The organism is Amycolatopsis sp. FDAARGOS 1241 (assembly GCF_016889705.1).
GTDB lineage: Bacteria > Actinomycetota > Actinomycetes > Mycobacteriales > Pseudonocardiaceae > Amycolatopsis.
The window spans coordinates 8,730,257-8,755,595 of sequence record NZ_CP069526.1 but is presented as its reverse complement, the minus strand read 5'-3'; the positions used below and the strand labels follow the sequence as shown (position 1 = coordinate 8,755,595).

The following is a 25,339-nucleotide window of genomic DNA, read 5'->3' as shown; positions in this document are numbered from 1 at the left end:
AGGTCGGCGACATGGCAGTTCTCCGCTTCCTCCTGTTCGCCGCGCTGGCCCCGGTCCTGGTGGTGCAAGCCCTGCGCACCCGCCGCGGCACGCCCCGCCTGCCCGGTGCCGGCGGCCCGGCTTCGGGCGTCACCGGCACCGGCCCGGACTTCCGGCTCGCCGTGCTGGGCGAGTCCACTGTGGACGGTGTCGGCGCGCGCACTCACGAGGAGGGGCTGACGGGCCGGCTCGCCGAGCTGATCGCTGGCGGTGGGCTCCGGGTCCGGTGGCAAGCGGTCGGCCGGCCCGGGGCGTCGGCCGCCGTCGTGAGGCGGGAGCTGGTCCACCGGCTGGCGCCCGCGGACCTCGTCGTCATCGCGCTCGGGGTGAACGACACCCTCGAGCTGCACTCGGCGGCGCGGTTCCGGCGAGACCTGCTCGGCGTGGTCGTCGACGTGCGGCGCCGGCTCGGGCCGGTACCGGTGGTGCTCGCGGGAGTGCCGCCGATGGGGAACTTCCCGGCGTTGCCGCGGCCGCTGCGGGACGTGCTGGCCGCGCGGTCGGCCGCGCTGGACCGGGCGGCGGCGGAGCTCGCGCGGCTGCCGGGGGTCACGTACGTGGCGATGGCGCCGGGTCTGCTGCACGACGGGACCTTCGCCGAGGACCGGTTCCACCCCGGGCCCGTGGGGTACCGCGAGTGGGCGGCCGCGCTCGTCGCCGGTTCACCCGCCGTCACGGCTACCACGCGTCCGGAGGAGCCGAGCCGGCTCAGCTGACCAGCGAAGCGGTATTTCCCAGAGAATTTTCGCTCTCCGTGTATCTGCGGGTCCCCTCGTTGCGTCCTGTGGGGCAGCCGAGGGAAAGGGAAAGCCCATGCCGGAATCCGACGAAGAGCAGACCACCCCGACCACCGTTCCGCCGGTCACCACCGGCGGCGCGCCGCACGTCCCGGGCGGTGGCACGACCACCCAGCCCGACGGGAACCACGAGCCGTACGACGAAACGGGCACGGCGAAGTAGCCGAGACGGGCGGTGTCCGGAAGCCGAGGGGGCTGCCGGACGCCGTCTGCCGGGCGGCTTCGGGGGGAGGACCGCCCGGCCGGGTCCGAAGGGGACCGGGCCTGGGGGGAGGGAGGGGAGCGCCGGCCGGTGCGGGTGCACGCCCGTGCCGGTCGGTGCACGAACCGGATCTGACCACTGACATCGCCCGAGTAAGTGACCCGATGTATCCCAGTCCTGCCTGTGCGCTCCTTCTCCGAGAAGGACCACCGACCACACCGCCGCCGAACCCAACACGCCTCCCGCGCGAGGCAGATACGGTGACCGACGTGCAAACCACCGAGGTAGACCCGCCATGGGAAGGCCTGACCGGCGTCGACCTGCACGCCGCCTGCATGGAGGCGGCGCGGGCCGGTGACCGCCGGGCGATGGCGAAACTCGTCGACGAGCTGACGCCACTCGTCTGGCACGTCGCGCGCGCGAACGGGCTCGATCGCCAGATCGCCGAAGACGTCGTGCAGACGGTGTGGCTCGCCCTGTTCACCCAGCTGGACAAACTCCGCGACCCGCGCGCGCTGGCCGCCTGGCTGATCACGACCACGAGACGCGAAGCCGCCCACCCGTTCGGCCGCCGCGTCCAGCCGGTGCCGCTCAGCGACGAGGTCGCCGCGAGCATCGAAAGCACCCACCCCGCGCCCGAGGAGGAAGCCGTGCGCGCCGACAACGACCGCAGGGTCTGGCGCGCCTTCCTCCGGCTGCCCACTCGCTGTCAGGAGCTGCTCCGCCTCACCGTGCTCGCCGGCCGCGCCGAATACCAGGCCGTGGCCGAGGCGATGCGCATGCCGCGGGGCAGCATCGGACCCACCAGGGGTCGTTGCCTCGACTCGATGCGCGATCTCCTCGCAGGAGAAGGGGGTGGCCGATGAACGACATCGGCGTGCCTGGAAGCGGCAGCGCGCTGCCGGACGACGAAACGCTGCTCGCCGACCTGAGCCGTTTCCTCGACGAGCTGGATCCGCCGCCGGACGACCTGGCGCAGCGGGTCCAGTTCGCGCTCGAACTCGAGAACCTCGACGTCGAAGTCGCGCGCTGGGAACGGCTCGACGAGCTCGCCGGCGTCCGCAGCACGGCCACGGGCACGATCACCTTCACCGTCAGCGATCTGACGGTGATGATCAACCTGACCCGCATCGGCAAGCTGCACCGGATCGACGGCTGGCTCGCGCCCGCGGGCGAGTACGAGGTGGAGGTGCGCGTGGCCGACGAGGGCACGTTCTCCACCGTCGCCGATCAGGGGGGCCGGTTCGTGCTGGAGAACGTGCCGTCCGGGACCACGCAGATCCTGGTGCACCTCGGTGAGGGACCGCGCCGCCGGACAGTGGTGACTCCGACGGTTGTGCTTTAAAACCCGGACGGGCGTTACGCCACGTGCTGGGGGTGTGCTCCCATAGAGTGCGTGCCTGCGCCGTCGCCTGTTCTCGATCGAGTGATCGCGGAGGCGAGCGACCTGTACGCGCGGGGCCGCGCGGCCGCGTTCGACCAGCGGCCGGCTGTCGCCGTGCGCTTGTTCCGAAAGGCTCTGACCCGCATCGCCCGCGAGGAGGAGCTCGCTCCCGTCCTGCTGGAGGTGCAGGTCCGTGCGCTCATCAGCCTGGGCGCCGCCGAAGCCGAGGTGAGGTCGACCGAAGCCGGCCTCGCGCGCCTGGAAGCGGCGGAGGCCGCCCGGCTGCGGCTGCCCGGCGGTGAGCCGAGCGCCGAGCTGGGGCTGATCGTCAACCTGCAGCGGGCCGTCGTGGTGATGCGTGCCGGCCGGTTCGCGGAGGCTCTCGCGCTCTACGACTCCGTGATGCCGCACCTCGAAGCGGAGGCCGGCGACGACCGGCTGCTGCTCGTGCGCACGCTCAACAACCGCGCGCTCGTGCACATGGCGATGAACAACCCGGAAGCCGCGGAGGCGGACCTGCTGCGCGCGCTCGACCTGGCGGTCGAGTTCGGCCACCCGCGGCTCGAGGGCAAGATCAGGCAGAACCTCGGTGACCACGCCCAGCTCGTGGGAGACGTGCCCCGGGCGCTGTCCCACTACGAGCAGGCCGCGCGCATCCTGGTCACGGAATCACCCGGGTCGCTGCCGCTGGTCCGGCTCGACCAGGCGCGAGCGCTGCTCACCGCGGGGCTCGGCGAGGAAGCCGCTCGGCACCTCGACGAGGCGCTCCCGCAGCTGCGCGCCAACGGCTCGGGCCAGCACATCGCCGAAGCCGAAGTCGCGCGCGCGGCCGCCGCGCTGCTGGAGGGGGACTTCGCGCTGGCGCGCAAGGTCGCCTCCGACGCCCGGCGCCGGTTCCTGCGCCGGGGCAACACGACGTGGGCCGAGATCGCGGGACTGGCGCGGCTGCGTGCCGACGCGCACAAGGTCCTCACCACCCGCGACGCCCGGTCGACGCCCCGGCTGCCCGCCGAGCTCGTGGCGCTGGCCGAACGCCTGGGCGCACTGGGGGTGCGCGACGAGGGGGCCGTCGCGCGGCTGCTGGCCGTGCGGCTCCTGCTGCGGCGCCGGGAGATCGACGAGGCCGCGCAGGTGCTCGCGCGCGTGCCGAAGCCGCGGGCGACGACGCCGATCGACCACCGGATGCTGTTCCGGCTCTGCCGCGCGGAGCTGGCCGTGGCGACCGACCGGCCGCGGTCCGCCCTGGCGCAGGCCCGCGCCGGCCTGCGGGAACTCGGTATGATCCGCGACCGCATGGGCGGGCTCGACCTGGTGTGCGGCACGGCCGTGCACGGCGAGGAGCTCGGCCGGCTCGCGCTGCGGCTCGTGCTGCGCCGCGCCCGGAACAACGCCGCGGGAGCGCGCCGGATGTTCGCGTGGCTCGAGCGCACGCGCGCGCAGGTCTACCGCTACGAACCGCTGCCGGTGATCGAGGATCCGGTGCTGTCCAAGCACATCACGGAGATGCGGCACTTGCAGCGCACGATCCAAAGGGCGCGACTCGAGGGCGAACCGGTGAAGACGCTGGAGCAGCGCTACTCCGCGCTGCAGCAGGAGGCGAGCCGGCTCGGCTGGTACACGAGCCCGTGGGGCCGGCCCCGGCCCGTCGCGACGCCGGACGAGGTCGTCGAGCACCTCGGCGACCGGGTGCTCGTGAGCCTGGTGCCGTACAACGGGCAGCTGTACTCCGTGGTCGTCGACCGGGGGTCGTTCCGGCTGCTGAAGCTCGGTCCCCACGACGACATCGTCGAAACGGCGAAGCAGCTGCACGCCGACCTCGACGCCCTCGCGCCCGACCACCTGCCACGGATGCTCGCGGAGACGGTGGCCGCCTCCGCCGTCCGCCGCGCCGACAAGCTCGACGCGCTGATCTCCGCGTCGCTGGTCAAGACGCTCGGCGACCGCGAGCTCGTGATCGTCCCCATCGGGCAGCTGTACGCGATGCCGTGGGGCGCGCTGCCTTCGTTGCGCGGGCACCCGGTGTCGATCGCGCCGTCGGCCACGGCGTGGATCGCGGCCGAACGCGCCGCCGACACTGGTCCGGTGCTGCTCGCGGGCGGCCCCGGCGTGCCCGGCGCCGTGGGCGAGGTGAGCAAGCTGCGCTCGGTCTACCCGGACGCCCGGCTCGTCGAGGGCACCGACGCCACGAGCGCCACCGTCCTGCAGGCGCTCGACGGCACGCGCCTCGCGCACCTCGTCGCGCACGGGGCGCACGAGCCCGCCAATGCCCTGTTCTCCCGCCTGGAACTCGTCGACGGCCCGCTGTTCGCCCACGAAACCGCCCGCCTCGCGCGGCCCCCGGCGCGCGTGGTGCTGGCCGCTTGCGAGCTCGCCATGAGCCACATCCGGCCGGGTGAGGAAGCTCTCGGCTTCGCCGGCACGCTGCTCGCGAGCGGCTCCCACACCGTCATCGGCGCGGTCGCCCGCGTCGGCGATCGCGCGGCGGCCGACACCATGGCCGACCTGCACCGCCGCCTCGCCGTCGGCACACCCCCGGCGCTGGCGCTGGCCGAAGCGATCGCCGTCGACCCCTTGCGGCGCCCGTTCGTCTGCCTCGGCGCGGGTTAGGCCAGGAAGTCCGCCAGCGGCACCGGCGTCAGGCCGTCCTTCTTCGCCTGCGCGAGGAACGCTTCGTAGTCTTCCTTGAACGTCTTGCGGAAGTGCATGAGCACGATGTCGCCCGGCCGCAGCTTGTTCCCGACCTGGAACTGCACGTGGCCGTCGTTCACCGCGGCGCTCCACAGGACGGCGGCGCGCATGCCGCACAACGTGGCGGCGTGCAGGGTGTTCTGGTCGTAGTTGCCGAACGGCGGGCGGAACAGCACGGGCCGCACGCCGAGCTCACGCTGGAAGTCGTCGGCGTCGTCGCAGATTTCCTTCTGCTGGAACGCCAGCGGTTTGCCCTTGAGGTTCGGGTGGTCGACCGTGTGGTCGCCCAGCACCGCGCCCGTCGAGTCCAGAATGGACTTGAAGTACGCTTCGTGGCCCTTCACGTACTTCTGGTTGAGGAACAGCACCGGGTGGCCGCCCGACTGCTGGATCAAGCCCTGCGCCGACGGGTCCTTCACGGCGCCGTCGTCCATGGTGATGAAGACGTACGGCTTGGTCGTGGTGATCCGGTGGACCACACCGACCTTCCCGTCGGCGATCGCGGGCGCCTTCTGCTGCGCCGTCCCGAACGCGTACGGCGCGGGCGGCCCGGTCGGGTGCTGCGCGCCGGGCGCGGGGTTCGCCTGGCTGGGCGGCACGGGCGCCGGCGCCGGCCCTGAACAGGACACCACGAACGTCGCCAGTGCGAACAGTGCTGCCAGCCCGGCCGAGCGCTTCACCATGCGGATCACACCGGGGGAGACGTCCGCACGACGGCCCGAGTTCAACCGCTGTGGCCCAGCGCACGTGGTCAGCGCCCGGTGTCGGCCGCTTTGACCAATTGCGCCGAGAGGAACCGGATCGCGGTGCGCAGCGCGGCGAGCGCGAGGGGCCCGGTCCCGGGCACAAACTCGGTGAAGGAACCCGTCCAGCGCAGATCCGTGCCGCCCGCGGCGTTCGGGGTGAAGAACACCTCCGCGCGGTAATCCCGCACCAGCCCGGATCCGGCGAACGTGTAGACGTGGCGCCGGTCGAGTTCGTATTCGACCGTCCTTTCGCGCAGCAGCACCGGCCAGAGGCCGACTTCGCGGACCGCGCCCACGCCGCTCGGGTTGTCATCGCCGCGGCGCGCCCACCGCGCCTGCACGATCAGGGGCCGCCCCCACGTCGACCACAGCGGGCCTTCGGTCTCCAGCCGGAACAGCGTCTCGGGCGGCGCGGTGCTCACGCGGTTGACTTCGAACGAGTACCTGCGACCTGGCATCTAAGGCCCTTTCCAGCTTGTTGACAGAATGATAATTAAGCTCAGGGGCTCAGCGTAGGTCAAGATGGGTGCGTGAGCCGCCCCGACTTCGCCGCACCCCACTGGCTGGTCCAGCTCCTCCGGTCGAAACCGGTCCCGATCCCGTGGAACATGGTCGCGCGCGCCGTCGTCGCGCTCGCCACGCCGTTGGCCGTCGCGTACGCGGCGGGCGACATCAGCGTGGGCGCCCTCATTTCCACGGGCGCGCTGCCCGTCGTCCTGTCCGAGGCCGCCGGGCCGTACCGCTACCGCGCGCGCCGGTTGGGCGGCGCGACGCTCGCGGCCGCCGCCGGGTACCTCGTCGGCCTGCTGACGGGCGGCCTGCCGGCGTGGTCGATCCCGGCGGTGATCGTGATCGCCGCGGTGTCCGCGTTGATCAGCGCGGCCGGCAGCAACGCATCGGTGGCGGCGCTGCAGATGTTCGTGTTCTGCGTGCTCGGCACCGCGCAGCACGCGACCGGCTTGAAGGTGGAGGAGCTGTTCGGCTTCTTCTGCCTCGGCGCGGCGTGGAGCCTGTTCGTGGCGCTCGTGACGTGGACGGTCCGCGGCACGAGCCCCGAACGCCAAGCGGTCGCGCACGTCTACATCGAACTCGCGGCCATGCTCTCGGCCACCGACGAGCCGACGTCGCGCGTCGCCCGCAACCAGCTGACCACGGCCATGAGCACGGCCTACGACCGGTTGCTGACCGCGCGCTCGTGGCTGTCGGGGCGCGACGCGGCGTACCGGCAGCTGCTCAACCAGCTGTCCGCGACGACGCCGGCCGTGGAAGCGTCGGTGGCGATGGTCAACGCGGGGCACCGGCCGCCGCGGGAAGTCATCGACTACCTCACGGCCGTGGCCGCGTCGGTGCTCGCGACCCAGCCGCTGCCCGCGCCGCCGCCGATGCCCGAGGACGACCTCGACCCGGTCGGGTCCGCGCTCTACGCCGGCCTCGCGCGCATCGAAAAGGGTGACGACCGCCAGCGCCGCAAGCCCGTCTCGCCGTGGCGGCGTTTCCGTGACTGGCTCGGCTCGCTCGCGTCCGGCCCGTTGACCTGGGTGGCCGCCCTGCGGTTGACCGTCTGCGTGGCGGTGGCCGAGTTCGTGGCGCTGCTGGTGCCGTTCGAACGGTCGTACTGGATCGTGCTGACGGTCGGCGTCGTGCTGAAACCGGACTTCGGCTCGGTGTTCGGCCGTGCGGTGCTGCGCGGCATGGGCACGATCGCGGGGGTCGGGATCGGCGCCGTGGTGCTCGCGATCGGCGCGCGCGGCTGGGTGCTCGTGGTGCTGATCGCGCTGTTCGCCGGCGGTGCCGCGGTGGGGAAGGTGCGCAACTACGGGATGCTCGGCACCTTCGTGACGCCGCTGATCATCCTGCAGATGGACCTCGCGCAGACGGGCAGCTGGCCGGTGGTGGTGGCGCGGCTCGTGGACACCGTCACCGGCTGCGTGATCGTGCTGCTGATCGGCTACCTGCTCTGGCCGGGCTCCCGGCGCCCGAAGGTCGGGGGCCGGCTGGCCGACAGCTTCGACACCGTCGCCGCCTACGTGCGGGCCGCCCTGGTGCTCACCTCCACGAGTGAGGCGCGACTGGCCCGCTCGCGCGCCCGGCGGGCCGCCTACCGGGCGCTGGCGGACCTGCGCACGGCGTTCCAGCAGGTGATCGTGGAGCCCTCGCCGGCCGGACGCCACGCCGTCGCGTGGTGGCCGGTGATCGCGGGGCTGGAGCGGGTGACGGACGCGGTGACCGAGGTCGGGGTGACGCTGGGGCGCGGCGTGCCGGCCCCGTCTCCGGCCGAGATCACGCTGCTCACGGACGCCTTGGCCGAGCTGGCGGCCGCCGTGCGCGAGCAACGCGAACCCGCGTCCGTACCCCTGCCCGACAGCGCCCAGCTCGCCGGTGTCGTCGACCAGCTCGGGTCGACGTTCGACGCCGTGCGCGGCCCGGACCTGGTGGAGAGCGCACCGCTCGGGCTGGTGCGCCGGTTCCTGCCGTACCACCGGCGCACCTGAGGACTTGCTACTGCTGTTGCGGGGGCTGCTCGCCGTCCTCGTCGGGCTTGCCGGCGAGCTTGCCCAGGAAGTCCTTGGCCTTCTCCACGCCGCCGTCGATCTGCGAGTCGTGGCCGTGGATCTTGGACTTCGCGAAGCCGGCCGCCTTGTCGAGACCGTCCTCGATCTTGCCGCTGTTGTCCCGCAGGGCGTCGGCGGCCTTGTTCTTGAGCTCGTCGAAGTTGATGCCCATGTCTTCGCTCCCCAATCCCGGAATCGATCCACGTCCATCGTCACACAACGGACGGCTCCGGCAACTCCGGCAATATCCCGGATCAGTCCTTCCGGGTCAGCGCGGGCGGGGTCAGTTCACCTCGCCGACGGCGACCCCGTCCACCAGCCCCGTGATCCGCCCACCTCGCTCGCCGACACCGATCAACGCGTCGCGCGCGTCCGGGGCGTCGAGCGTGATCCGCACGCCCGACCGGACGGTTCCCCGGGCGGCGGCGAAGGCCAGCGAACCCTCGTGGCCCGCCTTGATGGTCGCGGCGAGACCGCCCGTGGAGGCGAGCGAGCCGCGGGCCGCGCCGAGGCGGCCGAGGGCTTCGTCGACGACGGGCAGCAGGGCGTCGCGGTTGCCTTCGGTCATGGCGCGGACCAGTTCCGGGCTGGAGGCGGCCACGCGGGTGCCGTCGCGGTACGAGCCGGCGGCCAGTGACATCGCGAGCGGGCCGCCTTCGGCGCCGATGGTGGCCAGGATGGCGGCGAACAGGTGCGGCAGGTGGGAAATCCGCGCGACGGTCTCGTCGTGCGAATCGGCGGGCAACGGCACGGCGACGGCACCCACGTCGAGCACCAGCCGCGTGACCTCGGCCCACGCGGTGAGGTCGGTGTCCTCCTCGACGCCCACGACCCAGGCCGCGTCCTTGAACAGTGCCGCGTCGCCCGCGCGCCAGCCCGATTCCGCGGTGCCGGCCATCGGGTGGCCGCCGGCGTAGCGCGTGTACGGCGCGCGCCGCCGCACGGCGTCGAGCACCGGGGCCTTGACGCTGACGACGTCCGTCAGCAGGCAGTGCGGAGCGTGCTGGGCGACGAGCCGCAGCAGGTTCTCGATCGCGGGCAGCGGCACGGCGAGCACGATGAGCGCGTCATCGGCCGCGGCGCGGTGCAGGGCCGCCTCGACGTCGGTGGTCACGTCGTAGCCGGCCCGGCTCGCGGCGTCGGCGTCCACTTCGGACACCGCGGCGCCCCACGTCGTCCTGCCGGTCGCCACGCTCGCGCGCAGCAGCGACCCGCCGATGAGCCCGAGCCCGATCACGCACACATCTCGCACGGGCCTCATCCTGCCAGTGGGCGCAACCGGCTACAGCGCGGCCGCCAGGCGCGTGCCCTGGCCGATCGCGCGCTTCGCGACGAGTTCGGCGGCCACGTCGGCGTCACCGACGAGGTGCACGGGCGTCGAACGCAGCGCCGAAGCCACGTCCCGCACGGGTCCCGACCGGTGCGGACCACCACGGTGTCCACTTCCAGCAGCCGCGGTTTCCCGTCGACGGTCACGTGGAGTCCTGCGTCGTCGATCCGCTCGTACCTGACCGCGAATCCGCTCCACGTCCTGCCTCGTGCCAGCCGATGCCGGTGTTGATGATCGTCGCGCCCGCGGCTTCGACCTCGCGGGCCGGCGCCACGACGTCGTCCCAGGTCTGGCACCGCACGATCTCGACGGCGAACCGGCGCAGCCTCGCCGTGGGCCGCCGAGCCGCCCCAGGCGTCGGTGCGGTTGTGGGTGCGCTCGGCCACGAACCGGTTGATCAGGTAACCCTCGGAGCCGACGCCGGCGTACCCCCCGCTTCCCGGGCGAGCGCGGCGCAGTTGGCGACTGAAGCCCAGGTCGAGTGGTTCGAACAGGTGCGGGTACGGCGTCATCGGGTCCCGGCGTGCTCGCCGGGCGAGGTGGCGGGCGAGCTCTTCGGCGATGGCCTTCTCGCTGCCGAAGGAAGCGCCGCGCAGCTTCACCGCCAGCTTCTGCGGTCCGACTGACGGCGTTCGGCTCCGCCGGCCACCGCCGCAGCTTGGCGCGGCCTTCGGCGCTGACGGTGTGGACCTTCTCGTCCGGCCGCCCTCCAGAACAGGCCGATCGACTTCTCGAAGCGGCGCGCGAGCTCGTAGGCCGAGCCCGAGTGTTCGGACAGCCTCACCCGCCGGGTGGGGCAAATCGGGTCGACGAATCGCGTGAACCGGCCAGGATGGACATCGTGCACCCGGTACTGGAGCTGATCAACGAGCGCATCGCGTCGGGCAGTCTGCCGGGTGAGCGCACCGACGACCGCCGGCTCGTCCTCGCGATCGAAGGCGGCAGCAGCCGCGGCACGTATTCCAGCGGCATGGTCCTCGCCCTGGACGAACTCGGCGCGACGCCTGCGTTCGACGCGGTCTACGGCTCGTCGGCCGGCGCGCTGAACGCCGCGTGGCTGCTGTGCGGGCGATCGCAGACGGGGGTGCGCACGTGGTGGAACCCCACCGTGATGCGCCGGATCATCAACCCGCTCCACACCTTGCGCGGCAAGTCCGTCATCGATCTGGACTACCTGGTGCACCAGGTCTACTCGGTGCTGGAACCCATGGACTTCCCGGCGATCCTCGCCAACCCGGTCACGTTCCACCCGCTGGCGACCGACGCGGCCACGGGCAAGTCCACCGACCTCCACCCGTTCATCACGACCGTGGCGGACATCAAGGTTTCCCTCGCCGCTTCTTCGTGCATGCCGGTGCTCGCCGGCCCGCCCATCGCGATGGGCGGGCGTCGTTTTGTCGACGCGGGTGTGGCGGAGCCGCTGCCCTTTCGCACCGCTCTGGACCAGGGCGCCACGGACGTGCTCGTGTTGCGCACCCGCCGCGAGGACGAACTCCCGGCCCCGCCGCCGCGCGTCCAGGACGTCGTCGTGCCGCGGTTCCTGCGCCGCCACGCGCCCGGCACCATCGAGGCCTGGCGCGCTCAGTACACCCGCGACCTCGACGACGAGCGACTCCTGCGCGAAGACCCCCGCCTCGCCAGCGTCCGTCCCCCGGCCGGCTCCCCGGACGTCGTGGCCCTCGAACGCGACCCGGCCGTGCTGCGCCGGGCGGTGGAGCTGGGCCGCGAGGCGGTGTACTCGGCGTTGGAGCTGCTGAGGGAAGCGTCCTAGGTCTGAACCTTCAGGCCGCGGTGACGTGGTTGGCGCGGGACTGGACCACGAGCCGCTGCGCGCCGAGGGAGACGGCGAGGTAGAGCATGATCGAGGCGCCGCTCAGGCCCTTCGCGGCGCCGTTGTGGTCGATCAGCAGGTCGAGGCCGATGTGGAGGCCGATGGCGACGATCCACAGGACGACGGTCAGCCAGGTGCCCTGGCGCCACAGCCGGCCGTCCGTGCGCCACAGCCGCACCGTGTACGCGCGGATGACGCCGAAGATCGCGGCGATGACGAAACTCGCGACCAGCAGCAGGATGATCGTGGTGGTCGCGGTGGCGCCGGTGAAGAAGGAGGCCAGCTGGAGCACGCCGAGGACCGCCAGGATCAGCAGCACGGTCGGCTTGCGGTCCTCGCGCACGAGCCGCTTCTGGACCTGCCGCGACAACAGCCAGGCCAGCACGACGAGTCCGATGAGGATGTTGACGGTGTTGCTCACGGGCGGTCCCCTCCGCAGAGAATCGGCTGGGGACCACTCTCGCGTCTGCGCCGGGCCGCCGCGTCAAACCCAGGGTTGATCCCGGGTGGGTTCACCCGGGACAGCCCGGCACGAGAGCCCGGCCCGGATCCGCACGGAAACCCGTCAGAGAGCCGGTTTCCGGGCCACGCCGCCGATCACGCGCGACTCCGACGGAGCCTTTTTGAACACCGTGTTCCGGTCCGGGTGCCACGCCGGCGCGTACACGAGCCCGGGTTCCAGCAGCGGCCAGCCGCCGAAGAACCGCTCGAACTCCGCCATCGTGCGCAGGACCCCGGGGTTGGTCGTGGACTCGTAGTACTCGAGCAAGTCCGCCAGCGCTTGGCGTTCCTCGTCGTCCACGGGGTTCTCGTTCGTCATCTGCGACAGCACCAGCAGCGAACCCGGGGCGACTCGGTCGCGGAAGAACGACAGCACCCCGTCGGGGTCCTGGTCGTCCTTGATGAAGTGCAGTACCGCGTTGACGATCAGCGCGATGGGCTCGCGGACGTCGATCACGTCCGAGTCCATCACGCGCTCCCACAGCTCTTCCGGCTGCAGCAGGTCCGCGGCGATCGCCTGGTGCCGCTCCGGGTCGGCGGTGTCGGCCAGCAGGATCTGCGAATGCGCGAGCGCCACGGGCTCGTTGTCGATGTAGAGCACGTGGACGTCCTGCTCCGGCCGTTCTTCGTCGGCGATCTCGTGCACGTTGCCCGCCGTGGGCAGGCCGGAGCCGATGTCCACGAACTGCCGGATGCCGGCGCGCACCGACTGGCGCACCGCGCGGCCGAGGAACTGCCGGCTCGTCATGCAGTAGTCGCCCATGAGCGGCAGGCGCGCGCGGACCTTCTCGGCGAACTCGCGGTCGATCGCCCAGTTCGTGGAGCCGCCGATGAAGTAGTCGTAGATCCGGGCCGCGGACGGCCGGTCCAGGCTGCTCTCGACGGCGCGCAGCGCCTCGTCGCGTTCGATCATGGGCGTCCTCCTCGGCTCGGCGCCCATGCTAGCCACGCCGCCGGCGCGGTGGATCAGTCCGTGGTGATGGCCTCCCGATAGGCGTTCACGGACTCCGTCATCTGGTCCATCGACGTGCGCAGGCGGCCGAGCGTGTCGTTGTCGAAGCCCAGCGCGCGGCCGATGTGCGGCGGGATCCGCTCGGCCTTCGCGCGCAACGAGGTGCCCTGCTCGGTGAGCGTGATGCGCACGGAGCGCTCGTCGTCGGCCTGGCGCTCGCGGGTGACGAGCCCCGCCCTCTCAAGGCGCTTCAGCAGCGGGGACAACGTGCCCGAATCGAGGTTCAGCGCCGCCCCGAGCTCCTTCACCTGCTGCTTGTCGTGTTCCCACAGGGCGAGCATCACGAGGTACTGCGGGTACGTGAGGTCGAGCGGCTCGAGCAACGTGCGGTACAGCGACGTCACCGCGCGCGACGCTGAGTACAACCCGAAGCAGAGCTGGTCGTCCAGCAGGAGCGAACCGGTCTCGCCGGGGTCGTGGCTGGTCATCGGACACCTCCTGGCAATTCTTAACGCTCGATGATCCCCGACTCGTACCCACGAGAGCAACTCAAGTGCCATAGATCTCATTGGGTACATTTCAGTTGTGCACAACTTAGTTGGGCGCTAACTTGGTGGATGTCAGCACGAGCCCGGAGGAGACCTCAGATGACCACCCCGAACCCCAAGAACGTCGCCCTTGAGCCGGCCGCCCAGGCGTTCGCCGAGGCCACGGCCGCGCACCCGTTCCTGTTCGAGCTCCCGCCGGCCGAGGGCCGCAAGGCGGTCGACGGTGTGCAGGACGGCCCCGTCGAGCTCGCGCCCGCCGACATCGAAGTCCTGAAGGTGCCGGGTGGTCCGAACGGCGACGTCGAGGTCCGCGTCGTCAAGCCGGAAGGTGTCACCGGCCCGCTGCCGATCCTGCTGTACATCCACGGCGCCGGCTGGGTCTTCGGTGGCTTCCACACCCACGAGCGCCTGGTCCGCGAACTGGCCGCCGGCACCGGCGCGGCGGTGGTGTTCCCCGAGTACAGCCTCTCGCCCGAAGCGCGCTACCCCGTCGCGATCGAGGAGAACTACGCCGTGGCGAAGTGGGCCGTCGAGCACGGCGCCGAGAAGGGTCTGGACAGCTCGCGCCTCGCGATCGCGGGCGACTCGGTCGGCGGCAACATGACCGCGGCGCTGACGATCATGGCCAAGCAGCGCGGCGACGTGCACTTCCTGCAGCAGGTGCTCTTCTACCCGGTCACCGACGCGAACTTCGACACCGAGTCCTACCACCGGTTCGGTGAGGGCTACTTCCTGCAGCGCGACGGCATGAAGTGGTTCTGGGACCAGTACACGACCGACGAGGCCCAGCGCGCGGAGATCACGGCGTCGCCGCTGCGCGCGTCGCTCGAAGAGCTCGCCGGGCTGCCGCCGGCGCTCGTGATCACCGGCGAGGCCGATGTGCTCCGCGACGAGGGCGAGGCGTACGCCGCGAAGCTGCGCCAGGCCGGCGTCGCCGTGACGGCCGTGCGCTACGGCGGCATCATCCACGACTTCGTGATGGTCAATTCGCTGCGCGACACCCACGCCGCGGACGCCGCGATCAAGCAGGCGAACGACGTGTTGCGAACCGCCTTCACGAACTGAAAACCGCAGCTCGGACGCTCGGCGGGCCACCCCGTTGCGGTCCTGTGACGACGCTCACCTGATCACAACGGGGGCGGCCCGCCGAACGTTTTTCCTACAGCGGGTTCGACCTCCCGGACACGCGCCGGAGGAGGGGGATCCCGTGCACCCGAGCAGCATCAGGCTGGACTCACCCGTCGAAGTCGCCGTCGTCGGCGGGCTGGCGGTGCTCGCCGTCGTCGCCGTGCCGTGGTGCTGGGACCGCTGGCGCAAGCGCAAGCAGCTCGGCCGCAGCGCGACCGTGCTCACGGCCGTGGTCCTCGTGGTGGTGAGCGTGGCGCTCGTCGGCAACCTGATCGGCGGCTTCTTCCCGACGCTCGGCTCGCTGCTCGGCACCGGCGTGTACGCCGCCGACAGCGTCGACGCCGAGGCCGGCGACAACGGTGCGGACCTCGACAAGCAGCGCGACCTGGGCGTCGTCCACGCCCGCGACGGCAAGGGGACCGTGCTGCACATGAAGGTCACGGGCCGGCGCACCGGGTTGAGCCGCGACGTCGCCGTCTACCTGCCGCCGCAGTACTTCCAGCTCGCCTACCGCGGGCTGCGGTTCCCGGCGATCGAGTGGCTGCCGAACTACCCGTCCGGGCCCGAGGTCGCCACGAGCGGCTACCACCTGCCGGAGCAACTCGACGCGGCGATCGCCAAGCACGTGCTGCCGCCCGCCGTCGTCGTGATCCCCGACCCGACGGGGGTGCCGAAGGTCGGGCACGACACCGAGTGCGTCGACGAGGTCGGCGGCACACCCAACGACACTTACCTCTCCGCCGACGTGCGCGAGTGGGCAATCCAGCGCCTCGGCCTCAACCCGGCGCGCGGTGCGTGGGCCGTCGCGGGCTGGTCGTCGGGTGGCTACTGCGCCCTGAACCTCGTGACGCGCCACCCGCAGTGGTTCGCCACGGCCGTGAGCGTGAGCGGCTACGACCGCGCGCAGGTCGACTCCGAAACCGAGGACCTCTTCCACGGGCGCCACGACATCGACGATGCCAACAACGTCCGCGTGAACGTGCGCCTGCACCCCTCGCCCGTCGATCTCCTCGCGATCTCGGGCGACAAGGAGAGCTACGAGAGCTTCGCCATCGACCAGCTGCGCGCGGCCGCGCAGCCACCGGTCCGGTTCTCGTCGTGGCGGATCCCCGACGCGGGCCACAACATGAACACCCTCAAGTCGCAGCTGCCCGACGTGCTCGCCTGGCTCGGGCAGCGCCTCGCGGGCCCGTGCGCGGCCGGCCGGCCCGTGGACGTCAGCGGCGGGGTGCGACCGTGGCCGCTGCCTCCGACGGGCGCCCGGGGTGGACTGTCCTCAATGGACCAGTGACCGTCACTTCTCCAGCAGGGTTACGAGCTTCTTGACGACGGCGGTGACTCGGTCGGACGCGGCGGGGTAGTTGCTGCCTGGCCCCGGTTGTTGCGTGAGGACGGTGACGAGGTATCGGTCGCCGTACACCAGGCCCGAGGTGTGCAGCATGATCGAGTGCCCGGGCTCGCAGCACGACCAGCCCTGCTTCACGCCGAAGTTCCCGGCGCCCACGGCGTCGGGGATGCCGAAGTACTGGCGGAAGCCGTCGGCTCCGTGTTCGGCCGGGTGGTGCAGTGCGGCGAGGATGATCGTGCGGTCCCGCTCGGGCGCTTTTTCCATGAGGTACCGGTAGATCTTCGTGATGTCGCCGGCCGTGATCTGCGTGTCGCCCCAATGTCCGGGGCTGGCGGGTGGGTGCGTGCCGGCCAGCTCGATGCGGGTGACGGCGTTGTCGACGATGGAGCCCCAGCCGTAGGTGACCCACAGGTCGCTGGCGGTGTTGTCGTCGCTGCGTTCCAGCATTTCGGTGACCCGGGCCGGATCGGCGCCGTGGTCCAGGGCCTGGAAGGCGATCAGCAGCTTCACGAGCGAGGCCGACGTGTACGTGCGGTCCGGGTTCACCGACAGCACGGTGGTCTTCTCCAGGCGGTCGTAGACGACCACGCTGACGTGTCCGGCCGGGACCAGCGCCTCGACCTCGCGGACCCGCTGGTCCTCGTCGAGAGGTTCGGCCCCCGTGCGCTTCGCGGTACCCGTCGCTTCGCTGCCGGACGTGGGTGGGCGCCGGGCTTTCCGGCACTTCCGCGGCGCTGCTGTCGGTGCCGGCCGCGGCGACCGGTGCCGGGCCGAGCGCCGTGACGACGTGCCGCTTCGGCGCCGCCACCGCGACCACGAGCGCGACGAGAGCCCCCACGCACAAGCCCACGAGGAAGACGATGTTCACCTTGCGCATGATCGGACTTGGCCGATCACCCGCCCGGAGTTCGCCGAACCGGCCGGGTTTGTGGGATTGCTCTCGGCTCAGGCCGAAACCGGTGACGCGAGCGGGGCCTGCGGGCAAGCACCCGCGTTTCACCGTGGGTGAAGACGGGGTACTTCTTCCGCGTGAGTCACCTCACCACGGGAAGGACTGGAGTCATGGTTCATGGACACGGACCCCGGATCCGGGTCGAAGGCCTGCAGCCCGCGCAGGTCCTGGCCGCGCTGCTGGGTGTCGCGTTCCTGGTCTTCGGGATCGTCGGGTTCGTGAGGACCGGCGTCGGCAACTTCACCGGACACCACGACGCCGGGTTCTGGCGGTTCTCCGCCAACCCGATGAACAACCTCGTGCACGTGGTGACGGGCGTGCTCGGTTTGCTGCTCGCGTTCGGCTCCGGCCGCGCGCGGACGTTCGGCTGGCTGCTGTTCCTCGGGTACGGCGCGCTGTTCGTGTGGGGCCTGATGATCACCGGCATGATCTCGGCCAACCCGTTCGTGAACGCAGGCAACCCACTGGACCTCACCAACGCCGACAACTGGCTGCACCTCGGCATCGCCGTGCTGGGCCTGGTGATCGCGATGGCGCCGGCCCGCCGGAGGGTGGCGCTGCCGGAGGAGGACGTCGAACCGATCACGGCTGATCGCGCCGAAACCACCGTGATCGAACGCGTCGAGGACGAACCGAAGCGGGTGACGCCGCCGGCGCAGTCGCAGGAGAAGCGCGGACCGGGTCTCGCGCACTAGATCCGGTTCGACGAAGGCCCGGTGGCTGTCACGGCTACCGGGTCTTCGCGTGTGCGGGTTTGCGCCCGTGGGCCTTGCCCGGCGCGTTGTCGGGACGCGCCGGGCAAGGGGCTCAGTAGCCGTACGTGTCGCTGCTCGGGGCGGGCGCGGCCGGCGCGGCGGGCTTGGGGGTGGTTTTGGTGGTGGCGGTGCTCGTGGTGCCGGACTTGCAGCCGTTGGGTTCGATGACGAACCACGTGCCCTTCACACCCATACCGTTGGCCTGGCCGGGGGCGGTGTCCTTCGAGAAGCGGTAGAGCGGCCAGCCGCCGAGCGTCGCCTGGGTGGTGCCGTCGGCGCGGTTGACGGTGCCGAGGAGCTTGGGGTCGATGCCGTCGAGCTTCACGTCGCCGGAGGTGAGCACCGGCGGCCACGTGGTGGCGCAGTCACCGTCGCAAGTGGACTTCGAGGGTTTCTTGCTGTCCTTGGTGAACAGGTACAGCGTGAAGCCGTTCTGGTCGACCACGGCCGGGCCGACGCCGCCGACGTTGCCGGCGCTGAGCTTCACACCGTCCGAACTGGACTTGCCGGCTTTGCTGCCCGTGGGCGTCGCGGCGAACCAGGTGCCGTTGACACCCTGGCCGGTCGCGTCACCGGGCACGGAATCCTTGGCGTAGGTGTAGAGCGGCCAGCCGTTCACGGTCACCTGCTGGCGGCCGTCGGCGCGGGTGAGGCTGCCGACGAGGCTCTTGTCGACGCCGTCGAGCTTCATCGCGCCGGTGGACAGCAGCGGGGGCCACGCCTTGGCGCAGTCGCCGTCGCAATGGGTCGCCGGTGGTTTGGCCGTGTCGCGGTCGAAGCGGTAGAGGGTGTGGCCGTCGGCGTCGGTGAGGACCTTCCCCAGGTCTCCGACTTGGGTGGCGACGAGCTTGGTCTCGGTGGCGGTCTGGGCCGCGGCGTTGCCGACCTGGCCGCCACCGGCGCCGCCGACGGGCACCGGCGCGGGCTGCGCCGTCTTGCCCGAGCAGGCGGCCAGCAAGGTCAGGCCTGTGGCCGCCGTGACGATGACGCCCGTGCGGAACCAGCGAAGCATGGCACTTCTCCTTGGGTACGTGGTCGCCGCGCCGGGCGCGGCTGCCGGTACCCCCCGCGTTCCGCGAGGAACGCTTCCCACCCACCTACACGCATCGGGAGGCGGGACGGTTCAGTGCTTTTCTCGACTACTTTCCGTCACGCTCGAGGGCGCGGTCGACCATCCGCCCGGCCGCGCCCGTGTACTGGGCGGGGTCGAGGAGGTCGTCGAGCTTCGCGGGGTCGAGGACGTCGGTGATCTCCGGGACCTCGGCCAGCACTTCGCGCAGCGGCCGGTCTTCGGTGACGGCCCGTTTTGACGCCTCGCCGAGCACGTCCTTCGCCCGGGCCTTGCCGAGCAGCGGCGCGAGCTGCGCGGACAGGCGTTCGGACACGATCAGCCCGTGGGTGAGCCCGACGTCGGCGCGCATGCGCTCGGCGTGCACACCGAGGCCGCGCGCGAGCTCGACGGCCGTGTGCGTCGCGCCGCCCGTGAGGCGCAGGCATTCGCGCAGCAACTGCCACTCGGCCTGCCACACCCCGGCCGAGCGCTCGTCCTCCGCGAGACCGGATTGCGTCACGCCCGCCGCGAGCACCGGCACCTGCAGCGCCGCGGACCGGATCAGGGCCGAGAGCACGGGGTTGCGCTTGTGCGGCATGGCCGACGAGCCCCCGCCCGTCGGCTCGCTCACCTCGCCGATCTCGGTGCGCGTGAGCACCTGCACGTCGACCGCGATCTTGCCCAGGGCGGTCGTCACCTGCGCCATCGCCGCGACGAGATCGGCGACGGGGGTGCGGTTGGCGTGCCAGGGCAGCGGCGTGGTGGTCAGGCCCGTTTCGTCGGCGAACGCTTCGACGAGGCGTTCGGCGTAGTCCGCGGAGCCGTCGCCGTACTCGACGTAGGCGGCCATCGTGCCGGCGGCGCCGCCCATCGAGACGGGGAAGGTGAGCCGGTCGACGCGGGCTTTCGCGTCGAGCACGTACTCCCGCCAGCCGGCGGCCTTGAGCCCGAACGTGGTCGGAACGGCGTGGGCCGTGAGGGTGCGGCCGGGCATCACCGTGTCGCGGTGCTCGCGGGCCAGGGTTTCGAGTGCCGCGGCCGTTTTTCCGAGGTCCTGGCCGATGATCGCCGCGGCGTTCCTGGCGACGATCATCAGCGCCGTGTCCACGATGTCCTGGCTCGTCGACCCGCGGTGCACGTAGTCGGCGTCCGCGCCGACCGCCTGGCCGAGTTCCTTGACCAGCCCGACGACGGGGTTGGCCGTGGCCCGCGCGGTCCGGGCCAGCGCGACGACGTCGATGGTCAGCTCGGCGGCCTCGCGGGTGATCCGTTCCGCCGCGTCCCCGGGCACGGTGCCGAGTCGCGCCTGCGCCCTCGCCAGCGCCGCCTCGGCCGCCACCATCGCGCCCACGACGGCGTTGTCCCCGGTCACCGCTTCGACCGGGGTCCCCGCGCGCACGGGCGACAGCACTCCGGCATCAGGATCGGCGCTCATGCCGCTCAGCATGGCACGGTGCCGGGCCCGCACCGCGCTGCTGTGCGGAGGCTCGCACGCCCGCATCCGCGGTGCCGGCCTTGGTGACCCGCGGTCAGCGTCCGACGGATCCGTCGATGGATTCCCGCAGCAGGTCGGCGTGGCCGTTGTGGCGCGCGTATTCCGCGATCATGTGCAGCAGGAGCCAGCGCAGCGTGAACGGCTCACCCGTCACCAGTGACGCCCCGCGGTCCTCCAGCGACCGCGCCGCCGCGACGATCTCCCGCGAGCGGTCACACTCGGCGTGCCACTGGGCCGTGGCCTCGGCGATGTCACCGTCGAGGGATGCGAAGTCCTGATCGGGGTCGTCGTCGGAGTAGTACAGCATCGGGACCTCTTCACGCGCGAACTGCTGCCGGAACCACCACCGCTCCACTCCGGACAGGTGCCGCAGAATCCCGTGCAACGACAGCGCGGACGCCCCCACGGCCTTGCGCGACAGCTCTTCTTGCCCCAGCCCCGCGCACTTGATCGCGAACGTCCGCCGGTGCCAGTCCAGGAGCGCCCCGAGTGTTTCGCGCTCACCCGCGAGCCTCGGGATCGCCTCCCGTTCGCCTTTCACCACCGTCGAGAAGTGCTTCGGTATCGCCACCATGGCCCCACGGTCCCACCCACCCCCGACAATTCCGGCACGGTTCGCGGCGGCTTGGTCGCTGCCGGTGTTCAGCGCGGGGAGGTGAGCCTGGTGACGGCGGTCGCCAGGGCCGCGCGCTGGTCGTCCGTCCACGCGGCGGCGTTGCCGGCCTGGGCGACGTTGCCGTAGGTCAGGCTCAAGACCAGGTCGAGCACACGTTCGGCCGGCAGGGCTGTGGACACCTTGCCCGCGGCCTGCGCGGCGGCGATGCCGGCAACCTTGTCCGCCATGGCGCGCTCGACGGGGGCGAGCGATTTCAGCAGGTCGGGCCGTTCGAGGGCCTGCCAGAGGTTCAAACGGACCAGGTGGGGGTGCGCTCGGTAGAAGTCGAAGATCTGACAGGCGTACCCGGACAGATCCTCGGCGTCGAAGACCACGGCGTTCTGGGCCTGCAGCACCTTCTCGGTCAGCACGGCCTCGAACAGCCCGTCCTTGCTGCCGAAGTACGCGTAGATCATGCGCTGGTTCGCGCGCGCCCGCGCCGCGATCCGCCCGACGCGCCCACCCGCGAGCCCCGCTTCCGAGAACTCCGCCGGCGCCGCGTCGAGGATGCGGCGACCGGTGGCCGCGGCGTCGCCGGCCGGGGTGTCGTCGGTGCTGGGCTGGTCGTTGTCCACAGGCAGGCCACAGTGGCGGCTCCACCAGGTCGAACACGCTCGAGATCGTGGCCGCGGCCCGCGCGGGAGCCACGCCCGGCGTCCGCCCGCCGGCCTTCGCGGTCAGCATCGGCGCCAGTGCGGACGCGTACGCGGGGCTTGGTACGGGTGCGTTCATCGACGTGTACAGCGACGTCGCCATCGAGCCGGCCTCGACGATGGTCACGCGGACGCCGAAGACCGCCGTCTCCAGGGCGAGCGCTTCGGAGAAGCCCTCCAACGCGAACTTCGCCGTGACGTACGGCCCCAGACCGGCCGCGGGTGCCAGCCGGCCGCTGACCGACGAGAGCTGCACGACGTGCCCCGCACCCTGCGTCCGGGACACCGGGAACGCCGCCCGGCACACGTGGATCGCGCCCCACAGGTTCGTGTCGAGCTGGTCGCGGAAGTCGGCCGGCGGCGTGTCTTCCAAGCTCGACACGCTGGCGTACCCGGCGTTGTTCACCACCCCGTCGAGCCCGCCGAATTCATCCACGGCCACCTGCACCGCGTCGCGCGCCGACCGTGGGTCGCGGGCGTCGAGAGCCACCGTCCGGACCGTTTCCGGGTACGTCGAGGCCAAGTCCGCGACGGCGCCGGCGGACCGAGCCGTGGCCACGACGCGGTGGCCCGCCTCCAGTGCTGCGACGGCGAGCGCCCGGCCCAGCCCGCGCGAGGTCCCGGTGATCAACAGCGTGCTGACATCAGCCGTCCTCAAGTAAGTAACTGAATACTTATCACGATAGCGGAGGGTCCTCCGCCTCGTCAGCCACGTCGGTAGCGGCCTTGTCGGCGCGGCTGGAGCTGACGCGCGAAGCGTGGACCAAGAACGCGCCGCGGGTGGCGTGGGCACGCCCCGCGGTGCACGCGATCGCCGTCGACGTCGTCGAGTTCGACGACCGGCTCAGTGCTCAACTCCGAGCGCGTTCGCGCTGCCGCAGCACTTTCCGCAGGATCTTGCCCGCGGCGGACTTCGGCACGTTCTCCACGAACTCCACGCGCCGCACCTTCTTGTACGGCGCCACCCGCGCGGCCACGAACTGCCGCACCGCGTCCGCGCCCAGGTCCGGCGACCGGCGCACCACGAACGCTTTCGGCACCTCACCCGCTTCGCCGTCGGGTACGCCGATCACGGCCGCGTCGGCGATGTCCGGGTGCGTGAGCAGCAGCGCCTCCAGCTCGGCGGGCGCAACCTGGAAACCCTTGTACTTGATCAGTTCCTTGAGCCGGTCGACGACGCGGAACACGCCGCCGTCGTCGACGGTCACGACGTCGCCGGTGTGCAGGTACCCGTCGGCGTCGATGGCCGCCGCGGTCGCAGCCGCGTTGTGAAGGTAGCCGCGCATCACGTTCGGGCCGCGCACCCACAGCTCGCCGCGCGCCGCGTCTTCGCCGGTCAGCGGATCGACCACGCGCGCCTCGACGCTCGGCATCAGCACCCCGATCGACCCGCGGTCGACCTCGCGCCGGTCCACCGGGATGCCGTGCGTGCACGGGCTCGACTCGGTGAGCCCGTAACCCTGCAGCACGGTGGCGCCGAGCCGCTCGGCCAGCTCGCCGGCGAGGTCTGCGTCGAGCGGCGCGGCCGCGGACATGACGACGTCCACACAGCTCAGGTCGTAGTTGTCCACAAGGGGGTGCTTTGCCAGCGCCAACGCGATCGGCGGCGCGACGAAGAGGTGATCCACCCGGTGCTCGGCCACCGCGGCGAGGAACGTCGCCAGGTCGAACCTCGGCACGGTCACGACGGTGGCCCGGTTGAGCAGGCTCATGTTCAGGACGCCGTTCATGCCGTAGATGTGGAACAGCGGCAGCACGGCGATCGACCGCGAACCCGGCCGCAGCGACAGCAGGGGCGTCATCTGGCGCAGGTTGGCGACGATGTTGCGGTGGGTCAGCTCGACGCCCTTCGGCGGGCCCGTGGTCCCCGACGAGTAGGGGAGCACGGCGAGGTCCTCACCCGACGGCCCGGGCGGGGCGGGAGCGGTGCTCGCGAGGAGGTCCGCGAGTGGGGTGGCGCCTTCGTCCGCGTCGAGCACCACGATCTCGGCCACCTGCACGCCGGCTTTCTTCGCCGCCGCCCGGGCGGTTTCCAGCCCGGCGGTCGTGGTGAAGAGGATGCGCGCGCCGGCGTCACGCAACTGGTGCGCGAGCTCACCCGGCGTGTAGAGCGGGTTCGCCGTGACAGCGCGGCTCCGGCGCGCAGGACGCCGTGGAACACCAGCGGGTACTCGGCGCTGTTCGGGGACACGAGAGCGGCCACGTCGCCGCGGCCGATGCCGCGCTGGGCCAGGGCGGCGGCGAGTCTGTCCACAGCCGCGGCGAGCTCGCCGTACGTGTAGTGCCGGCCGGAACCCGTGTCGAGCACCGCCAAGCGGGCGGCGTCCTCCGGGGTGAGCGTGTCGAACAGCAGGGTGTGGACAGCTCCGTCGGGCACGGTGATGTCGGGGTACGTGCTGCGGATGGGCATCGGTCCTCCCGGGAGGTCAGCGCGCGGGCTTCGGTTCCTTGGGCAGCCCGAGCAGCAGCTCGCCGACGATGCCGCGCTGGACCTGCGAGGAACCGGCGTAGATCGTGCCCGCGCGCGAGTTGAGGTAGACGCTGGTCCACGAAGCGGTCGAGTTCGGCGCGCCGGGATCGTCGGTGTGGTACCAGTTCGGCGACGGCCGGCCCGACGGCGTCAGCGCGTCAAGACCGAGCACGTCGAGTGCGAGCTCGGTGACGACGCGGTGGTACTCGCTCCACAGCAGCTTGAACGCGGCTGCTCGCGGGCCCGGCTCTTCGCCTGCGACGAGCTGCTCGGCGGTGCGCAATCCGTGGCAGCGCAGTTGTGCCACCTGCACGTGGCACCAGGCCACGCGCCGCCGGACGTCCGGATCCGTCTCGAGGCCGCGCTCACGGACGAGCGCGACGAGCCGGTCGAGCTCTGCGCGGAAGCGGATCGGGGCGTGCAGCGCGGTTTCGCCCCGTTCGAAGCCGAGCAGGGTCATCGCGACGGTCCAGCCGCGGTCCACCTCGCCGACCACCAGTTCGCTTTCGGTGGTGGCGCCGGTGAAGAAGACCTCGTTGAAGTCGGTGCCGCCGGTGATGTTGCGGATCGGGCGGACCTCGACGCCCGGCTGGTCGAGCGGCACCAGCAGCAGGCTGATCCCCTTGTGCGGGGCGGCTTCGGAGTTGGTGCGGGCGAGGACGAACATCCAGTTGGCGACGTGTGCGCCCGATGACCACAGCTTCTGCCCGTTGAGCACCCACTGGTCACCGTCGGGCTCGGCGCGCAGAGCCAGCGACGCCAGGTCCGACCCGGCGCCGGGTTCGGAGAAGCCCTGGGCGAAGACGTACTCGCCGGCGGCGATGCGCGGTAGGAACCGCTGCAGCAGCTCGGGTTTCGACCAGCGCAGCATCGTGTTGCCGAGCATGCCGATGCCGAACGCGTCGTTGTCGGAGCCGAACGGGATCCCCGCTGTGGACAACTCGTCGACCAGTACGACGAACTCGGCGGGGCTGAGGCCGGCGCCGCCGTACTCCACCGGCCAGTGCGGTGCGACCCAGCCGCGCTCGGCGAGCGCGGTGCGGACCCGCGCGCGGAACTCGGCGTACGCGTCGCCCTCGAGTCCGCCGATGCCGCGCCACCCCGGCGGGACGAGACCGGCGACGAACGCCCTGACCTCGTCGCGGAAGTCTCCCACGCGTCCTCCCGTGCCCTCACCGCGCAGTGCAGAACTCAGAATCCTTGCTGACCTCAACAGTTGCGTAGATAGACCCAATAGTCAATGCTCGGTGGTTAACGAGCCG

25 protein-coding genes and 3 pseudogenes are annotated in these 25,339 nt (G+C 71.6%); 11 read left to right on the top strand and 17 right to left on the bottom strand.

Going from position 1 to position 25,339, the window contains the following annotated elements; all coding sequences use genetic code 11:
* The first annotated feature begins 11 nt into the window (after positions 1-11).
* From I6J71_RS42480 to I6J71_RS42460, 5 genes are all read left to right on the top strand, one after another.
* Entirely contained in the window at positions 12-755 is a 744-nt protein-coding gene (locus I6J71_RS42480) for an SGNH/GDSL hydrolase family protein (RefSeq protein WP_204092001.1), read from the top strand.
* 97 nt (positions 756-852) lie between these two features.
* Complete coding sequence (locus I6J71_RS42475) at positions 853-999, top strand: hypothetical protein (RefSeq protein ID WP_204092000.1); 147 nt, start codon at positions 853-855, stop codon at positions 997-999.
* 299 nt (positions 1,000-1,298) lie between these two features.
* A complete protein-coding gene (locus tag I6J71_RS42470; protein ID WP_204091999.1) occupies positions 1,299-1,904 on the top strand; it encodes an RNA polymerase sigma factor in 606 nt (201 codons plus the stop codon).
* The gene (locus I6J71_RS42465; protein WP_204091998.1) at positions 1,901-2,383 is read left to right on the top strand and encodes a carboxypeptidase regulatory-like domain-containing protein; all 483 of its coding nucleotides are present in this window, start codon (positions 1,901-1,903) and stop codon (positions 2,381-2,383) included. Before I6J71_RS42470 ends, I6J71_RS42465 begins: the two co-directional genes overlap by 4 nt.
* A gap of 81 nt (positions 2,384-2,464) precedes the next feature.
* Positions 2,465-5,029, top strand: coding sequence for a CHAT domain-containing protein (locus I6J71_RS42460; RefSeq protein WP_370542047.1), 2,565 nt, complete (start codon positions 2,465-2,467; stop codon positions 5,027-5,029).
* On the opposite strand, the gene I6J71_RS42455 is transcribed toward I6J71_RS42460, so the two are convergent.
* Together I6J71_RS42455 and I6J71_RS42450 are read right to left on the bottom strand one after the other, a co-directional pair.
* Complete coding sequence (locus I6J71_RS42455; protein WP_204091997.1) at positions 5,026-5,793, bottom strand: polysaccharide deacetylase family protein; 768 nt, start codon at positions 5,791-5,793, stop codon at positions 5,026-5,028. The two genes, I6J71_RS42460 and I6J71_RS42455, sit on opposite strands and share 4 nt — an antisense overlap.
* 68 nt (positions 5,794-5,861) lie before the next feature.
* Positions 5,862-6,314, bottom strand: a complete 453-nt coding sequence (locus tag I6J71_RS42450; RefSeq protein ID WP_204091996.1) for an SRPBCC family protein — start codon at positions 6,312-6,314, stop codon at positions 5,862-5,864.
* A gap of 72 nt (positions 6,315-6,386) precedes the next feature.
* Between I6J71_RS42450 and I6J71_RS42445 the strand changes: the two genes are divergently transcribed.
* Positions 6,387-8,348, top strand: coding sequence for an FUSC family protein (locus I6J71_RS42445; protein ID WP_204091995.1), 1,962 nt, complete (start codon positions 6,387-6,389; stop codon positions 8,346-8,348).
* A gap of 7 nt (positions 8,349-8,355) precedes the next feature.
* On the opposite strand, the gene I6J71_RS42440 is transcribed toward I6J71_RS42445, so the two are convergent.
* The 3 genes and pseudogenes from I6J71_RS42440 to I6J71_RS49465 form a co-directional block, all read right to left on the bottom strand.
* A complete protein-coding gene (locus tag I6J71_RS42440) occupies positions 8,356-8,580 on the bottom strand; it encodes an antitoxin (protein ID WP_204091994.1) in 225 nt (74 codons plus the stop codon).
* Positions 8,581-8,691: 111 nt separating this feature from the next.
* Positions 8,692-9,645, bottom strand: coding sequence for a prephenate dehydrogenase (locus I6J71_RS42435; RefSeq protein ID WP_204097522.1), 954 nt, complete (start codon positions 9,643-9,645; stop codon positions 8,692-8,694).
* 45 nt (positions 9,646-9,690) lie between these two features.
* A pseudogene (locus I6J71_RS49465) lies at positions 9,691-9,920 on the bottom strand (NADPH-dependent 2,4-dienoyl-CoA reductase); the annotation flags it as partial.
* Between the two features lie 42 nt (positions 9,921-9,962).
* Between I6J71_RS49465 and I6J71_RS49460 the strand changes: the two are divergent.
* Together I6J71_RS49460 and I6J71_RS42425 are read left to right on the top strand one after the other, a co-directional pair.
* Positions 9,963-10,364: a hypothetical protein gene (locus tag I6J71_RS49460; protein WP_239155637.1), complete on the top strand. Its 402-nt coding sequence runs from the start codon at positions 9,963-9,965 to the stop codon at positions 10,362-10,364.
* A gap of 206 nt (positions 10,365-10,570) precedes the next feature.
* The gene (locus I6J71_RS42425) at positions 10,571-11,509 is read left to right on the top strand and encodes a patatin family protein (protein ID WP_239154224.1); all 939 of its coding nucleotides are present in this window, start codon (positions 10,571-10,573) and stop codon (positions 11,507-11,509) included.
* A 10-nt stretch (positions 11,510-11,519) separates the two neighbouring features.
* On the opposite strand, the gene I6J71_RS42420 is transcribed toward I6J71_RS42425, so the two are convergent.
* From I6J71_RS42420 to I6J71_RS42410, 3 genes are all read right to left on the bottom strand, one after another.
* Positions 11,520-11,990 (bottom strand): hypothetical protein, encoded by a 471-nt coding sequence (locus I6J71_RS42420; RefSeq protein ID WP_204091992.1) that lies wholly within the window; start codon positions 11,988-11,990, stop codon positions 11,520-11,522.
* A gap of 144 nt (positions 11,991-12,134) precedes the next feature.
* Positions 12,135-12,983, bottom strand: a complete 849-nt coding sequence (locus I6J71_RS42415) for an SAM-dependent methyltransferase (protein ID WP_204091991.1) — start codon at positions 12,981-12,983, stop codon at positions 12,135-12,137.
* A gap of 53 nt (positions 12,984-13,036) precedes the next feature.
* Positions 13,037-13,510, bottom strand: coding sequence for a MarR family winged helix-turn-helix transcriptional regulator (locus I6J71_RS42410; RefSeq protein ID WP_204091990.1), 474 nt, complete (start codon positions 13,508-13,510; stop codon positions 13,037-13,039).
* A gap of 159 nt (positions 13,511-13,669) precedes the next feature.
* Between I6J71_RS42410 and I6J71_RS42405 the strand changes: the two genes are divergently transcribed.
* Positions 13,670-14,635 carry an alpha/beta hydrolase gene (locus I6J71_RS42405; protein WP_204091989.1) on the top strand — a complete coding sequence of 322 codons (966 nt, stop codon included), beginning with the start codon at positions 13,670-13,672 and terminating at the stop codon, positions 14,633-14,635.
* Between the two features lie 142 nt (positions 14,636-14,777).
* Complete coding sequence (locus I6J71_RS42400) at positions 14,778-15,989, top strand: esterase family protein (protein WP_204091988.1); 1,212 nt, start codon at positions 14,778-14,780, stop codon at positions 15,987-15,989.
* Positions 15,990-15,992: 3 nt separating this feature from the next.
* Here I6J71_RS42400 and I6J71_RS42395 read toward each other — a convergent pair whose 3' ends face one another.
* Positions 15,993-16,634 (bottom strand): hypothetical protein, encoded by a 642-nt coding sequence (locus tag I6J71_RS42395; protein ID WP_204091987.1) that lies wholly within the window; start codon positions 16,632-16,634, stop codon positions 15,993-15,995.
* Between the two features lie 474 nt (positions 16,635-17,108).
* Between I6J71_RS42395 and I6J71_RS42390 the strand changes: the two genes are divergently transcribed.
* Positions 17,109-17,693, top strand: a complete 585-nt coding sequence (locus I6J71_RS42390; RefSeq protein ID WP_204091986.1) for a DUF4383 domain-containing protein — start codon at positions 17,109-17,111, stop codon at positions 17,691-17,693.
* Between the two features lie 112 nt (positions 17,694-17,805).
* Here I6J71_RS42390 and I6J71_RS42385 read toward each other — a convergent pair whose 3' ends face one another.
* The 8 genes and pseudogenes from I6J71_RS42385 to I6J71_RS42355 all read right to left on the bottom strand — a co-directional run bounded on the left by I6J71_RS42385 (position 17,806) and on the right by I6J71_RS42355 (position 25,233).
* Complete coding sequence (locus I6J71_RS42385; protein WP_204091985.1) at positions 17,806-18,765, bottom strand: SCO0930 family lipoprotein; 960 nt, start codon at positions 18,763-18,765, stop codon at positions 17,806-17,808.
* 127 nt (positions 18,766-18,892) lie between these two features.
* Complete coding sequence (gene pcaB, locus I6J71_RS42380) at positions 18,893-20,239, bottom strand: 3-carboxy-cis,cis-muconate cycloisomerase (RefSeq protein ID WP_204091984.1); 1,347 nt, start codon at positions 20,237-20,239, stop codon at positions 18,893-18,895.
* A gap of 94 nt (positions 20,240-20,333) precedes the next feature.
* A complete protein-coding gene (locus I6J71_RS42375) occupies positions 20,334-20,873 on the bottom strand; it encodes a DinB family protein (RefSeq protein WP_204097520.1) in 540 nt (179 codons plus the stop codon).
* Between the two features lie 68 nt (positions 20,874-20,941).
* Positions 20,942-21,529 carry a TetR family transcriptional regulator gene (locus I6J71_RS42370; RefSeq protein ID WP_204091983.1) on the bottom strand — a complete coding sequence of 196 codons (588 nt, stop codon included), beginning with the start codon at positions 21,527-21,529 and terminating at the stop codon, positions 20,942-20,944.
* A 187-nt stretch (positions 21,530-21,716) separates the two neighbouring features.
* Positions 21,717-22,400 (bottom strand): annotated as a pseudogene (locus I6J71_RS51495) (SDR family NAD(P)-dependent oxidoreductase); the annotation flags it as partial.
* Between the two features lie 58 nt (positions 22,401-22,458).
* Positions 22,459-22,893: a hypothetical protein gene (locus I6J71_RS51490; RefSeq protein ID WP_370542256.1), complete on the bottom strand. Its 435-nt coding sequence runs from the start codon at positions 22,891-22,893 to the stop codon at positions 22,459-22,461.
* Positions 22,894-22,938: 45 nt separating this feature from the next.
* A pseudogene (locus I6J71_RS42360) lies at positions 22,939-24,017 on the bottom strand (AMP-binding protein); the annotation flags it as partial.
* Between the two features lie 16 nt (positions 24,018-24,033).
* Positions 24,034-25,233, bottom strand: coding sequence for an acyl-CoA dehydrogenase family protein (locus tag I6J71_RS42355; protein WP_204091982.1), 1,200 nt, complete (start codon positions 25,231-25,233; stop codon positions 24,034-24,036).
* Between the last annotated feature and the right edge of the window lie 106 nt (positions 25,234-25,339).